Annotated in this window: 13 protein-coding genes; 6 read left to right on the top strand and 7 right to left on the bottom strand. The window is 57.1% G+C overall.

Annotation, left to right across the window (positions count from 1 at the left end):
• Positions 1-159 precede the first annotated feature (159 nt).
• Positions 160-432: a YdgH/BhsA/McbA-like domain containing protein gene (locus tag QSK07_RS00900; RefSeq protein ID WP_275221131.1), complete on the bottom strand. Its 273-nt coding sequence runs from the start codon at positions 430-432 to the stop codon at positions 160-162.
• A 254-nt stretch (positions 433-686) separates the two neighbouring features.
• Between QSK07_RS00900 and narQ the strand changes: the two genes are divergently transcribed.
• From narQ to acrD, 3 genes are all read left to right on the top strand, one after another.
• Entirely contained in the window at positions 687-2375 is a 1689-nt protein-coding gene (gene narQ, locus QSK07_RS00895; RefSeq protein ID WP_285720215.1) for a nitrate/nitrite two-component system sensor histidine kinase NarQ, read from the top strand.
• Between the two features lie 129 nt (positions 2376-2504).
• Positions 2505-3134 (top strand): response regulator, encoded by a 630-nt coding sequence (locus QSK07_RS00890; RefSeq protein WP_285720214.1) that lies wholly within the window; start codon positions 2505-2507, stop codon positions 3132-3134.
• Positions 3135-3301: 167 nt separating this feature from the next.
• Positions 3302-6418, top strand: a complete 3117-nt coding sequence (gene acrD / locus QSK07_RS00885; protein WP_098052659.1) for a multidrug efflux RND transporter permease AcrD — start codon at positions 3302-3304, stop codon at positions 6416-6418.
• A 99-nt stretch (positions 6419-6517) separates the two neighbouring features.
• Here the strand turns inward: acrD and ypfM are convergent, their stop codons facing one another.
• Positions 6518-6580, bottom strand: a complete 63-nt coding sequence (gene ypfM, locus QSK07_RS22910; RefSeq protein ID WP_376747919.1) for a protein YpfM — start codon at positions 6578-6580, stop codon at positions 6518-6520.
• A 413-nt stretch (positions 6581-6993) separates the two neighbouring features.
• Here ypfM and QSK07_RS00880 point away from each other — a divergent pair, with 413 nt between their 5' ends.
• Genes QSK07_RS00880 through QSK07_RS00870 form a run of 3 tightly spaced genes read left to right on the top strand, consistent with a single transcriptional unit; the run spans position 6994 to position 8702 of the window.
• A complete protein-coding gene (locus QSK07_RS00880; protein ID WP_285720213.1) occupies positions 6994-7362 on the top strand; it encodes an ArsC family reductase in 369 nt (122 codons plus the stop codon).
• Between the two features lies 1 nt (position 7363).
• The gene (gene dapE, locus QSK07_RS00875; RefSeq protein WP_098052657.1) at positions 7364-8491 is read left to right on the top strand and encodes a succinyl-diaminopimelate desuccinylase; all 1128 of its coding nucleotides are present in this window, start codon (positions 7364-7366) and stop codon (positions 8489-8491) included.
• 22 nt (positions 8492-8513) lie between these two features.
• Entirely contained in the window at positions 8514-8702 is a 189-nt protein-coding gene (locus QSK07_RS00870; RefSeq protein WP_003848800.1) for a YpfN family protein, read from the top strand.
• Between the two features lie 31 nt (positions 8703-8733).
• Here the strand turns inward: QSK07_RS00870 and ypfH are convergent, their stop codons facing one another.
• The 5 genes from ypfH to bamC form a co-directional block, all read right to left on the bottom strand.
• Positions 8734-9414, bottom strand: a complete 681-nt coding sequence (gene ypfH, locus QSK07_RS00865) for an esterase (protein WP_285720212.1) — start codon at positions 9412-9414, stop codon at positions 8734-8736.
• Between the two features lie 73 nt (positions 9415-9487).
• Positions 9488-11452 carry a tRNA(Met) cytidine acetyltransferase TmcA gene (locus QSK07_RS00860; RefSeq protein WP_285720591.1) on the bottom strand — a complete coding sequence of 655 codons (1965 nt, stop codon included), beginning with the start codon at positions 11450-11452 and terminating at the stop codon, positions 9488-9490.
• Positions 11452-12318, bottom strand: a complete 867-nt coding sequence (gene ypfJ, locus QSK07_RS00855) for a KPN_02809 family neutral zinc metallopeptidase (protein ID WP_285720211.1) — start codon at positions 12316-12318, stop codon at positions 11452-11454. Before ypfJ ends, QSK07_RS00860 begins: the two co-directional genes overlap by 1 nt.
• 141 nt (positions 12319-12459) lie before the next feature.
• Entirely contained in the window at positions 12460-13173 is a 714-nt protein-coding gene (purC, locus tag QSK07_RS00850; protein ID WP_285720210.1) for a phosphoribosylaminoimidazolesuccinocarboxamide synthase, read from the bottom strand.
• A 145-nt stretch (positions 13174-13318) separates the two neighbouring features.
• Entirely contained in the window at positions 13319-14350 is a 1032-nt protein-coding gene (gene bamC, locus QSK07_RS00845; RefSeq protein ID WP_285720209.1) for an outer membrane protein assembly factor BamC, read from the bottom strand.
• Between the last annotated feature and the right edge of the window lie 13 nt (positions 14351-14363).

Here is a 14363-nt window from a genome sequence, read left to right as displayed (position 1 = left end):
TTTACGGCGATGAATCCTACCCGTTCTGCAAGAACGAAGCAAAATATACCGGGCAGTTGCACAGGCTGATTTGTAAGAATCCATCCTGATGCACAAAAACAAAAAAACCGGCCATTTCAGGCCGGTAAACGCTACAGGGATGGAAACAGGAGGGTTGGGTTAGCGATAAATCTCTGCGGTGCCGCTCCACAGGCTGGAGTCGCCTGGGTTATCGATACCAATAACGCGGTAATGGCTGGCGCCCAGCTCTTCTGCTTTTTGCGACAGCTGGCGATTAGCATCGTCCAGTGAGCCGCGAACGCCGGAGACCGACACGCTGCCGATGCTCTGCATATTCTGCGCCTGTGACGGGTCGACCGGCGCAGCAGCGAAAGTGGTAAATGAGGCGGTAGCCAGTAGTGCACCCGCCAGTACAGCATTCAGTTTTTTCATTGGATGCTCCTTAATCTGTGATTGGGGTTGAGTTGATGACTGGATGAATTATTGGCCTTGCAATGAAAAGCAACATCGGGACGATGTAAACCTGTTCCTTTTTTAACCACAAAACGGTAGCCCACCCTGGGAACTGTCAGTTGTGGTCATTTTATGTGCGATGTGTAACCGCCTGTGCGATAAACAGGGGATGGATCAGTTGCGTTACGTTATTGCGCTCTTATAATTCCCGCACTTTCAACAGGGCCATCCACGTGATTGTTAAACGTTCCGTTACTCAAAGCATCGCTAAGGCGCTCAGCGTCATTGTCCTGCTGTCGCTACTCACCACCGGTCTCGCCTTAGTCACACTGCTCAGCAGTCAGCGCGATGCGGAGGCGATCAATCTGGCGGGATCCCTGCGCATGCAGAGCTATCGCTTGGCGTGGGATGCCAGCCGTCAGCCACAAAATCTGGCGCATCACCTGACGCTCTATCAGCAAACACTGGATGCCCCGGTGCTGCAAAAGCTGGATCGGCCCTGGGTACCACGCGAAGTCAGCGCTCGCTATCAGCGACTGCGCGCAGCCTGGCCTTCCCTGCAGCAGCAGTTGCAGCAGGGTGATACCGTGGCATACCAGCAGCAGATGCCGATCTACGTCGGTGAAATCGATCGCTTTGTGCTGGGTCTGCAGCGCTATACCGAGCTGAAAATGCGTCTGGTGGCGGCCAGCAGCCTGGCGGGTGTCATCGCGATTGTTGTGCTGGCACTGATGACGATTCGCTTTACCCGGCTGCACGTGGTGCGGCCACTCAACGCGCTGGTCACGGCCAGTCGCTACGTTGAAAGCGGTAACTTTGCTTTTCCGCCGCTGCACGTTGAACAGCAGAATGAACTGCGGGTACTGTCGCACGCCTTCAGTGGCATGGCGGCACGTCTGCATTCGCACTATCAGCTGCTGGAGAGCACGGTGCGCGCGAAAACGGAAGACTTAACCCAGGCGAATCGCACGTTGTCACTGCTTTACGACAGCTCGCAGATGCTAACGGCCAGCCCGTTGCACCCGGCACTGTTTGAGTCAGTGTTAACCACTGTACTGACGCGCGAAAAACTGACAGCGATCCGGCTCGACAGCGACCAGTTTCAGTTCTGCGCCGGGGATGCTCAGGCTGACGGTGAGTGGCAACGCCTGCCGTTACAGCAGGACGATCAGCAGATTGGCGAACTGCGCTGGCAGTCGCCTGGCGTCACGCATCCCAGTGAGCTGATGCGCAGTCTGGCGGCGATGCTGGGACGGGCAATCTGGATCTGGCAGGCACAGCAGCAGTATCAGCAGATGCTGCTGATTGAAGAGCGTGCCACCATTGCCCGGGAATTACATGACTCGCTGGCCCAGTCACTCTCGTTTTTACGTATTCAGCTGACCCTGCTGCGCCGCACTGTGGATAAGGATGACAGCGCCGCCCACGCCATTATCGCTGACTTCGATCAGGCGCTGGCCGATGCCTACCGCCAGCTGCGTGAACTGCTGACCACCTTCCGCCTGACCATTGAGCAGGCGGATCTGGCAGCGGCAATGCAGGCGATGATCGCCTCATTGCAGGAGAAAAGCGGCGCAGAGATACACTTTAACCACCAGACCGGCCTGCAAAGTCTGGAGGCACAACAGCAGGTGCATGTGTTGCAGATTGCCCGTGAGGCGCTGCTGAATGCCATTCGTCACGCCAGCGCGCAGGTGATTCGGGTGGATTATCAGCATAGCGAACAAGGTGAGCACTTACTGACAATTACGGATGACGGGGTGGGAATGAACAGCACTGACGAGCCTGAGGGCCATTATGGCCTGACGATTGTGACGGAGCGAGCCCAGCGTCTGAGTGGCAATCTGACGATTCACACTCAGCAACGGGGTACCCGGGTCGAACTGCGCTTTCCACCGCAACCGGCGCGCTCACTGATATAAAGCGCCGGACGTGATGTTGACGTATTCAGATAATCTATCGGTCTCAGCGTGCAGACCAGCGGATATGGAGCCATCAGGTGCCAGCCCTGCTCTTCTGCCGCCGTCTGAAGCCGATGAAATGGAGAACCTATGCAACAGCCCGCATTAACATTGATGATTGTGGATGACCATCCACTGATGCGCCGCGGTATCCGTCAGCTGCTGGCGCTGGATCCCCGCCTTGAGGTCATCGCAGAAGCCAACAACGGCACGGAAGCGCTGGCTGAGGCCCGCCGTCAGGAACCCGATATCATTCTGCTCGACCTGAATATGAAAGGCATGTCCGGGCTGGATACGCTGAAGGCGTTGCGCCATGAAGGGATCAGTTCACGTATTCTGGTCCTGACCGTCTCCGACGCCCGCAGTGATATCTTCGCCATGGTGGATGCGGGTGCCGATGGCTATCTGCTAAAGGACAGCGAGCCGGAGATACTGCTGGAGCATATTCTGCAGGCATCGCAGGGTGAAAAGGTTTTCAGTGAAGGCGTGGCCCGTTATCTGGCTAATCGCCAGCACAGTGCCGATCCCCTGCGTCAGCTCACCGGGCGCGAATGCGACGTGCTGCAGGAGGTGGCGCGCGGCCTGTCGAATAAAGAGATCGCGGCTAATCTGCATATCTCCGAAGAGACCGTAAAAGTGCATATCCGCAACCTGCTGCGTAAGCTGGATGTCCGCTCACGCGTCGCCGCCACAGTGATGTGGCTTGAAAGCCGCAAATAGCCAACGAATTTACATTTTCTCCTCAATTTCTCCACGATTTCCCCCGCTGCCGCACGTAGAGTAAATGGCGGCGGAGAATCGTGGCATAGACCATCCGGTTTGCCCGCCAGTGCGCCCGTTGCCGCTGGGCCTGAACGCTTATAAAAGTCCTGAGGAGTGTCGATTTAATGTCGAATTTCTTTATCGACCGTCCCATCTTTGCCTGGGTTCTGGCGATTCTGTTGTGCCTGTGCGGCACGCTTTCGATTATTTCGCTGCCTGTTGAACAGTATCCCGATCTGGCACCACCCAACGTGCGCATCACCGCCAACTACCCCGGCGCATCCGCCCAGACGCTGGAAAATACGGTTACCCAGGTTATCGAGCAGAACATGACCGGCATCGATAATCTGATGTACATGTCCTCGAACAGCAGCAATACCGGTCAGGCACAGATCACCCTCACTTTTACCGCCGGGACTAATCCTGATGAAGCCCGTCAGCAGGTTCAGAACCAGTTGCAGTCAGCGCTGCGCAAATTGCCGCAGGCGGTACAGTCGCAGGGCGTAACGGTCAATAAAACCGGTGACAGTAATATTCTGATGGTCGCCTTCGTCTCAACCGACGGCAGTATGGATAAGCAGGATATTTCAGACTATGTCGCCAGTAATATTCAGGACCCGTTAAGCCGTATTGATGGCGTCGGCCAGGTAGACGCTTACGGCTCACAATATGCGATGCGCATCTGGCTCGATCCCAACAAACTGATCGCCTACTCGCTGACCACCGACGATGTGGTCAGTGCAATCCAGTCGCAGAATACCCAGGTTGCCGTGGGTCAGGTCGGTGGTCTGCCATCCGTAGAGAAGCAGGCGCTGAACGCCACGGTGAATGCGCAGTCGATGCTGCAGACCCCCGGGCAGTTCCGGGCCATTACCCTGAAGAACAATCCCGACGGTTCTGTGGTGACGCTGGGCGATGTCGCCAGCGTGGCGCTGGGCGCAGAAAAGTATGATTATCTAAGCCGCTACAACGGCCAGCCCGCGTCCGGTCTGGGGGTGAAGCTCGCATCCGGTGCCAACGAGATGAACACCGATAAGCTGGTGCGCGCGCGCATAGAGGAGCTGTCGCACTACTTCCCGCACGGGCTGGAAGCGAAAATTGCCTATGAAACCTCGCCGTTCGTTAAAGCGTCGATCACCGATGTGGTGAAGACGCTGCTGGAGGCGATTGTGCTGGTGTTTGGCGTGATGTACCTGTTTATGCAGAACTTCCGCGCCACGTTAATTCCGACTATTGCGGTGCCAGTAGTGCTGTTCGGTACCTTCAGCGTGCTCTATGCCTGCGGGTTCAGCATCAATACCCTGACCATGTTTGCCATGGTGCTGGCGATAGGACTGCTGGTGGACGATGCCATCGTGGTGGTGGAAAACGTTGAGCGCATCATGCACGAAGAGGGACTCTCGCCGCGTGCCGCCACGCGAAAATCGATGGGCCAGATTCAGGGGGCGCTGGTCGGGATCGCGCTGGTACTCTCTGCGGTATTTGTGCCGATGGCGTTTTTCGGCGGTACCGTCGGCGCTATTTACCGTCAGTTCTCCATCACCATTGTTTCGGCGATGGTGCTGTCGGTGCTGGTGGCGATGATCCTGACACCGGCGCTGTGTGCCACATTGCTGAAACCCGTGGCGAAAGGCGAGCAGCCTGAACGTCGCGGCTTCTTCGGCTGGTTCAATCGTCACTTTAATCGCAATGCTGACCGCTATGAGCGCGGCGTTGCAGGCATTCTGCGCAGGGGCGGTCGCTGGCTGCTGCTCTATCTCGGCATTATCGGCCTGATGGCGTTTCTGTTTCTGCGTCTGCCCACCTCATTTCTGCCGCTGGAAGATCGCGGCGTCTTCCTGACTCAGGTTCAGCTTCCGGCAGGCGCAACGCTTGAGCAAACCGCCAGCGTGGTCGCGAAAGTCGAACACTATTATCTCACCGAGGAAAAGGCCAACGTGCTGTCGGTCTTCTCCACCATCGGTGCCGGCCCCGGCGGCAATGGGCAGAACGTGGCACGTCTGTTTGTGCGACTAAAAGACTGGGAAGATCGGCCTGGTGCCGATCGCACCTCATTCGCCATTATCGATCGTGCGACTCAGGCGTTTCAGAAGATTGAAGAGGGCCGGGTGATTGCCAGCAGTCCGCCCGCCATTACCGGCATGGGCAGCAGCTCGGGCTTTGACATGCAACTACAGGATCACGCGGGTATCGGTCATACGCAACTGATGGCGATGCGCGACAAACTGCTGGAGATGGCGGGCAACGATAAGTCGCTATCGCGGGTACGGCACAATGGACTGGATGACAGCCCGCAGCTGCAGATCGATGTGGATGCCCGTAAGGCGCAGGCGCTGGGCGTGTCGCTGGACACCATCAACGACACCCTGACCACCGCATGGGGCTCCAGCTATGTGAACGACTTCCTGGATCGGGGCCGGGTGAAAAAGGTCTATGTGCAGGCCGCCGCCGAATTCCGCATGCTGCCGGACGACATCAATAAATGGTACGTGCGCAACAGCAGCGGCAAAATGGTGCCCTTCTCCGCGTTTGCCAGCAGCCGCTGGGAGACCGGTTCACCCCGTCTTGAACGCTATAACGGCTATTCGTCGCTGGAGATTGTCGGTGAAGCGGCGAATGGCGTCAGCAGCGGTACGGCGATGGATGAAATGGAAAAGCTGGTACATGCCCTGCCGCTGGGCGTCGGGTTCCAGTGGACTGGTGCCTCTTATCAGGAGCGGCTCTCCGGCTCGCAGGCTCCGGCGCTTTATGCAATTTCGCTGCTGGTGGTGTTCCTCTGCCTGGCCGCGCTGTATGAGAGCTGGTCGATCCCGTTCTCGGTAATGCTGGTGGTGCCGCTGGGCGTGGTGGGTGCGCTTATCGCCACCTGGCTGCGCGGGCTGGAGAATGATGTCTATTTCCAGGTTGGCCTGCTGACGGTGGTGGGGCTGTCCGCCAAAAACGCCATCCTGATTGTTGAGTTTGCTAATGAGATTAACAGCAAAGGCCGTGAACTGGTGGAGTCCACGCTGGAGGCATCGCGTCAGCGTCTGCGGCCGATTCTGATGACCTCGCTGGCCTTTATTTTTGGGGTGCTGCCGATGGCAATCAGTAGCGGTGCAGGTTCCGGCAGCCAGCACGCCGTGGGAACCGGCGTGATGGGCGGGATGATCTCCGCCACGCTGCTGGCAATCTTTTTTGTGCCGCTGTTCTTTGTGCTGGTCCGCCGTCGCTTTCCACTTAAAGCGAAACCGCATGACTAAAGCTAAATAAAAAGCGGCCACTGAGTTCAGTGGCCGCCTTATTTCTGTGTGTGGTAAGAATTCCAGCAAGTGGGACTGACCTGCTTTAATCTCCACGTGTTACTTGTTGCGTAACATCGCTTCGATAAATTCTTTCCAGGTTCCCATTTCAGTGTCAATCATAATGCCCTCTCTTATTGTGCTGGCAATATTACGCGCTTTTTTTAAGCAGGTGAATACGTTTACACCTGTTATACCTATCGGCAAGCCTCACAAAAACATGAATGTTGCTGATTCTGGACGCTGACGCACATTTCAGCAACCCCTTAACCTGATTGAAGATAATTTATTTTAAGCCCAGCGGTAGACTATTTTATCAACATGGCGAAATTCTTAAGCACGCATCGATAAGCAGGGTAATAATTGCCTGCGTAACTGATAGCGTTTACCCGCAATGAAATAACGACACGGCGCGCATGATATCCGGACCGATTCCCGCGCCAGCGCGGATGCCGCAACCAATCACACTATGCTAAACTCGCGCTTTGGCTGCTTTTTTCAGCTTTCTCTTTTCACAGGATAATAAGGATCGGGCAATGAGCACGCAGTGGGTGATGTTCGGAATTAAAAATTGCGACACCATAAAAAAAGCCCGGCGCTTTTTAGCAGATGCAGGCGTTGATTATCACTTTCACGACTACCGTGCCGATGGCCTGAGCGATGCCCTGTTGCAGGAATTTATCGATGCGCTGGGCCATGAAGCCCTGCTTAACACACGCGGCACGACCTGGCGTAAACTGCCCGAAGCTGATCGTGAAGCGGTTAACGATGCCAGCAGCGCCAAAGCGCTAATGCTGGCGCATCCCGCCATGATTAAGCGTCCGCTGTTGCGTGCTCCGGATGGCTCCCTGCTCGCCGGTTTTAGCGAAGCCACCTATCAGAATGCTATTCAGGAGAAGTCATAATATGTTTTGCCCGGTCATTGAGCTGACGCAGCAGCTTATTCGTCGCCCCTCTCTCAGCCCCGATGATGCCGGATGTCAGGCTCTGCTGATCGCCCGTCTTGAAGCCATTGGCTTTAAGATTGAAACGATGAACATCGACGACACCCTGAATTTCTGGGCCACCCGTGGCGAAGGTGAAACGCTGGCGTTTGCCGGTCACACCGATGTGGTGCCGCCTGGCGATGCCAGCCGCTGGATTAACCCGCCATTTGAACCGACAATCCGCGATGGCATGCTGTTTGGCCGTGGTGCGGCTGACATGAAAGGGTCACTGGCAGCCATGGTGGTGGCCGCCGAACGCTTTGTGGCAGTGCGTCCCAATCACCGGGGCCGCCTCGCCTTCATGATCACCTCGGATGAAGAGGCCAGCGGAGCCAACGGCACGGTTAAAGTGGTTGAACGGCTGATGGCGCGCCGTGAACGGCTCGACTATTGCCTGGTCGGCGAACCGTCCAGCACAGAAGTCGTCGGTGACGTGGTGAAAAATGGCCGTCGTGGCTCGATTACCGCCAATCTGACGGTGCACGGTGTGCAGGGCCACGTCGCCTATCCGCATCTGGCGGATAACCCGGTTCACCGGGCGATGCCCGCGCTGAATGAGCTGGTCGCGACGGAGTGGGATCAGGGGAATGCGTTCTTCCCTGCCACCAGCATGCAGATTGCTAATGTCCAGGCGGGCACCGGCAGCAACAATGTGATCCCCGGCGAGCTGTTTGTGCAGTTCAACTTCCGCTTCAGCACCGAACTCACCGATGAGATGATCCGCCAGCGGGTCGCGGAACTGCTGGATCGTCACCAGCTGCGTTACACCATCGAGTGGAAACTCTCGGGTCAGCCCTTCCTGACCTCACGCGGTAAGCTGGTGGATGCCGTCGTAAAAGCTGTGGCGCACTATAATGAAATTAAGCCGCAGCTGCTGACGACAGGCGGCACCTCCGATGGCCGGTTTATCGCCCGGATGGGGGCGCAGGTGGTGGAGCTGGGGCCGGTGAATGCCACCATTCACAAAATCAATGAGTGTGTGAAAGCCTCCGACCTGCAGATGCTGAGCCGGATGTACCAGCGCATCATGGAACAACTGATCGCCTGACGGCGATGTTAAGGAGCAGCAAATGGAATTTATTAAAGATTACTGGTGGATCCTGGTGATCCTGCTGATGGTTGGCGTGCTGATGAACGTTTATAAAGATCTGAAACGCATCGATCACAAAAAATTTATGGATAACAAACCTGACCTGCCGCCGCATCGTGATTTCAACGATAAGTGGGATGACGACGACAACTGGCCGAAGAAGAAGTAAACGAAAAAGCCCCTGCTATGCAGGGGCTTTTTTACATCATTGCGATAACGTCATCGTCACCGGGTTTTGCACCACTTAACGCCTCATCAAAGTAGCGTTTTGGCACCGTATAGCGCAGATGATTCAGCGCCAGCTCCATGCTGCGGTGATCGATAGCGTGCGCCAGATCGTCAACGATATCCAGCGTGACATCGCCACCGCAGGCGGTCAGCCGCTGTTCTGCCTGCCGGGCATGGTGCATCGGGATCTGCTCATCGTAATCACCGTGGATCAGGTGAATCGTGGTGTAGGTACTGGCCTTCTCTGGCAGAGTAATAAACCGGCCACTAAACACCACTGCGCGACCCGCCAGATCCGGATGGGCTTTGACGCCTTCCAGCACCATACTGCCGCCCTGCGAAAAACCGATTAAGGCTGTCGCTTCCGGCCGCACGCCGCTCTTTTTTTGCCAGTGGCGCACCGACGCAAAAAACTGTGGCATCGCCGCATCCACCCGCTGCTGGATGGTCTGATCGTGCAGGTCGGTTTCACCGAACCACTGACGACCCGCACCAGGCGAGCCGACAGAAACCACCAGCGCGTCGGGAAAGGTTTTCGCAAACCAGTTGCCAATCTCGCCCATTGAATCCGGGTTATCGCCAACGCCGTGATAGAGCAGAAACAGCTGTGCAGTGGTGACAGGCTGTTGAACGATTACATATTTCAGTGTCATGTTGACCTCCTGTGTTCACTCTACGCCGCCTGGCACAAAATGATATGAGGATAATTTGAGGCAGATGGTCGAATTATTTCAACGGCCGGTGCAGCGCGTCTGCAGTAACGCCCAGGCTCTCGAGCGCTGAAGCCGCCTGCTGACGCAGCGTAGCTATCAGCGCCTTGCGGCCGCTTAAGCCCGTCTGCCGGGCCAGGTCGCTTAGCGCATCAGGTGCAGCAACCGCGGCGGCCAGCAGCGGTACGGAGACGGCACTGGCCTCTGCCAGACGCTGCAACACTGGCAGACTCGCCTCCAGTGGCCGCTGCGCCCAGGCAAAACCGATGGCCAGATGGCTGTCCTGAACGGTCAATCCATCATCTGTGATCTTATCAAACTGCAGGTCCAGCGCGATATGCTGAGGCAACCGCGGCCAGTCACGCGCCAGCTGCTCTGCCGCGCGGCGTGTCAGAGCCTCACCCGCAGCAGAACAGGGCAATATCGCCATCGCTGCGTAGCAGCCGCTGCTGGCTTCGCGCTGACTGCCAATTCTTACCAGGGTAAAACCGCAGGCGCGCCAGAACGCCCAGAGTGATTCAGTGTAGCCGAAGCTGACAGAGAGGTAGTCGTGATCGGCAGCCGCATCAGCCGCCGCCGCAACAAGCTGCTGTCCGGTTCCCCGACGACGGCTCTCCGCCGCCACGGCAATCCGGCTGATGCGCTGCGAGCGCAGGATTGCCGCATCAGCCAGACCAGCGTGCGCTGCCAGCGACTGCGCAACCAGATTGCCGCGCGGTCGCCGGGTGCCCGCCCAGACCGCCTGCGCCAGTTCAGGTTCAAGACCGCCCTCCTCCACCAGCCAGAGCGCACCCTGTAACGCGTTTGCATCACCCGCCTGCCACAGTTGCATACCGGGTGCATCCAGCAGGCGGCGCAGATCAAGCGGCGACGTGCGGTAGTGCGCGCTGGTGAGCAGACGATAAGCAGCTTTCAGCGCGCTAAAATCGTGACGTTCAATACGATGCGATGTTGCCGGAGTATCGGGCGCAGTGGCGCTGGCATCATTAAACAGCAGTGCCTGGTTCAGCCATTGCTCCAGCGGATCAAAACGCGACCAGCGCAGCGGCTCATCCAGCGTGAAATAGTGTGCATCTGCAAGCCCGGCACAGAATTTAAGGATAAAGCCGCGTCCACTGCCTTCGTAGCCCTGTACGGTAGTGGTGAGCAACACGCGGGGATAGCGGCTCACCAGCGCCTGCAGCAGCGGTGCCGGTATCGCCGCGGCTTCATCCACAATCAGCCACTCTGCCCGGGGCGGCGTCTCCAGCGCCAGCAGCGCATCGGGGGCCATAAAGTGAAAATGCTCAGCGGCAAAAGCAGCCAGCACCTCTGTTGAGGCTTTGGCCGGTGCCGTTACCAGACAATGTCTGTTCTGCCGGGCCAGCATCCCCGCCAGTGCCGATTTACCTCGTCCACGTGCAGCGGTCAGCACAGCGACACCCGAGGGCAGCGTCATCAGATGATCGAGGATCGCCTGCTGTTGCTGTGGTGCCTGACCGTGCCACTGCGGCCAGGCCCGCTGCGCCGGAAAACGGCAGGGCTGATGCTGTCGCTCCAGCAGCACCTGGTTATCCGCCAGGATCAGCTGTTGCAGGTGGTGGACAAAATGAGGTGTTGCGATGGGTTCAGCGACATCCGCCCAGCGCAGGCTGTCGCTGTCAGGCTGTTGCGACCACGCTTGCCAGGGTGGGACCAGCAGCAGCAGCCAGCTTCCGGCTGTGAGCGTACCGGCAAGCGCCGCGAAAGCCTCGGCATGAAAGCCCTGCCGGGCGTCGAATATCGTATGATGGAATTCGCGTCCCAGCAGCGTGCGTACCGCGCCAGGCTGCCTGTGCAGAGCTGACTCGTCAGAGAATAGCGGCGCCGGACTCAGCGCCAGCCAGTCGCCTGGCAACGCTTCACGCCACGCCGTAGCCCGATCTAAGCACCAGGCCGGGTCACCGCTGATGACTGCCAGACGACGCACACCGGCCTGTTGCATAAGCTGCGTTGGGATCATCAGTTGCTGGCGAAGGTGTTGCACTGTCCTGGATCGCCACCATCAAACCCGCGCTTAAACCAGGTGTAGCGCTGCTCAGAAGTACCGTGGGTAAAGCTATCCGGCACGACGCGGCCCTGACCTTTCTGCTGCAGACGGTCATCGCCAATCGCCTCAGCAGCATTCAGCGCTTCCTGCAGATCGCCGGCTTCAAGGATGTTTTCCTTCTGCATATAGTGTCCCCAGACACCCGCAAAACAGTCTGCCTGCAGTTCCATTTTGACGGAGAGCTGATTGACCTGCTTCTCGCTGGCACCCTGCTGCATTTCACGCACTTTTGGCTCAATGCCCAGCAGTTTCTGGACATGGTGGCCAACTTCATGCGCGACAACGTAGCCCTGGGCGAAGTCACCGCCTGCGCCCAGCTTAGTTTTCATCTCGTCATAGAAAGAGAGGTCGATGTAGACGGTCTGATCGGCAGGACAGTAGAACGGTCCCATCACCGACTGTCCGGTTCCGCAGCCGGTGCGGGTTGCACCGCGATACATCACCAGCTTCGGTGCCACATACTGTTTGTTCATCTGCTGGAACAGTTTGCCCCAGGTGTCTTCCGTGGTGGCCAGGATCACTTTCGTGAATTTCGCGGCCTCGTCATCATTGGCACTGACGCTGCGCTGTTGCTGCTGGCTGGTCGGTGCGACATCCCCCCCCGTCAGCAGTCCGGTCAGGTCATATCCGTAATAACCGGCTACTGCCACCACGATCAGCAACACGATACCGCCTTTGCCACGCGGCAGACGAATCTGTCGGCCTCCGCCACCTAAATCGGACGATTGATCGCGACGGTCCTCTACATTGTCGCTTTCGCGACGCCCTTGCCAGCGCATGCTGTATTCCCTCAGTCATTTTTTCAGATGGCATGATTTTAGTTGCGTGACGGAGCAATCACCAGCTTTACCCTGAAATGAAAAAAGGAGAGCCGGCGCTCTCCTCTTTCTTTGTGCTTTCTTCGTGCGCCAAAAACAAACTCAGTCGAGTTTTACGCCCAGTCGCTGTGCCACGGCTTCATAGGCTTCAACCACGCCGCCGAGGCTCTGGCGGAAGCGGTCTTTGTCCATTTTATCGAGCGTCTCTTTGTCCCACAGGCGCGCACCGTCTGGCGAAAACTCATCGCCCAGCGTCACTTCGCCGTTAAACAGACCAAATTCCAGTTTGAAGTCGACCAGAATCAGGCCCGCATCGTCGAACAGTTTGCTCAGCACTTCGTTGGCTTTAAAGGTCAGCTCCTGCATCCGCGCCAGGTTCTGTTTGCTGACCCAGCCAAAGGTTTCGCAGTAAGATTCGTTGACCATCGGGTCGTGCTTTGCATCATCTTTCAGGAAAAGATCAAACAGCGGCGGATTGAGCACAATGCCCTCTTCCACGCCCAGACGTTTTACCAGCGAGCCTGCGGCACGGTTACGCACCACGCACTCGACCGGCACCATCTCCAGCTTCTTCACCAGCGCTTCGGTATTGGACAGCAGCGCTTCCATCTGGGTCGGGATACCTGCTTCCTGCAATTTGGTCATGATGAAGTGGTTAAACTTGTTGTTAACCATTCCCTTGCGATCAAACTGCTCGATTCGGGCGCCATCACCTGCTGACGTATCGTTGCGGAATTCGAGTATCAGCAGATCCGGGTTATCGGTGCTGTATACGGTTTTCGCTTTACCGCGATACAACTCAGCTCGCTTTTGCATCTTGTTCACTCCAGACTTGAAATAACGGGTGTTCAGCGACCAGTGCCGCTGCGGCGATTGCCTTGACGCAATCGTTTACTTCGCCGCGCGCTATTATGCCAAAAACAAAATAAAAAGGCCGGAGAATCTCCGGCCTGAGGCAACTTTATTTGTTCAGCGCCGCCTGGAACACGGCCACCAGTGCATCGTTCTGCGACTGGGTCAGCACATGCCCTTTCGGGTCGATGAATTGCAGACTGGTACGGTTGTCGAGATCGCCGACCTGCACTTTGTAATCACCGTTTGGTAATTCCGGATCTTTCGCACCGACTGAATCCCAGTCGCTGCTGCCCGGTGACTTGTAGGTCACCTTCATGCTGCCGGTTGAGCGGGTGGTATCGGTCACTTCCATCCCGACGCGTTTCATCGCATCTGGCAGACGCTGCCATGCCACATTGTAGGGTGTACGCAGGATCAGCATTGGCAGACCGGTGTCATCTGCGCCGCTCTGCACATCAATAGCGCCACTTACCCGGCCTGATGCCGCGTTTTCACTGGCAGTATCAATTTTGTCCAGACCGGTGCTGATTTCATTCAGCATCTGCGCGGTGTAACGCTGGATCTGCACAGGTGACGTAATGGTTTTACCATCCTGCTGCAGCTCAAGCAGACGCACGGTAAGCTGCTGCTGATAGCTCTGCGACTGCACGCTGACCTGATAGCGGCCACGATACTGCTGATCTTCATCAGCACGGTTCCACTGCACCCAGTCGGTCGTCAGCTGCTGACCGGCATCATTACGTGAAGCAATCGGGAATTTGTTTGACTCAACGACGTTAACGACCCGTGACCAGACTGAACCACGGCTGTTATCGATCATCAGCGCACCGGTATTGTTACTGAACTGCGCGCGGGTGCCGTTCATCAGCGCCAGCGGCTGGGCTGGCGGACGGATATCGAGCTGCTTGCCGGTCGGTGCCTGGCTGCTGGTGCGCGGCACATCATAGTCACCACGCTGAACCGGCAGGATCATTCCGGCTGGCGCTTTCAGTTCACTTAACTGGCTGGCTTCAAGATAAGATTCGTCACCGCTGACCTGGCGCTTATAACGCTGATCGCTTGAACAGGCCGACAACAGCATCAGAGTAGAAAGCCCGACTACGGTGGCTACTGTTGACCGCTTTACTGAGTAATTCATTCAAACTCCCTAA

This window comes from Pantoea sp. QMID4 (assembly GCF_030270445.1).
In the GTDB taxonomy this organism is placed as follows: domain Bacteria; phylum Pseudomonadota; class Gammaproteobacteria; order Enterobacterales; family Enterobacteriaceae; genus Pantoea; species Pantoea vagans.
Note: the sequence above shows the minus strand (reverse complement) of the source record. Positions and strands in the feature narration are given on the sequence as shown.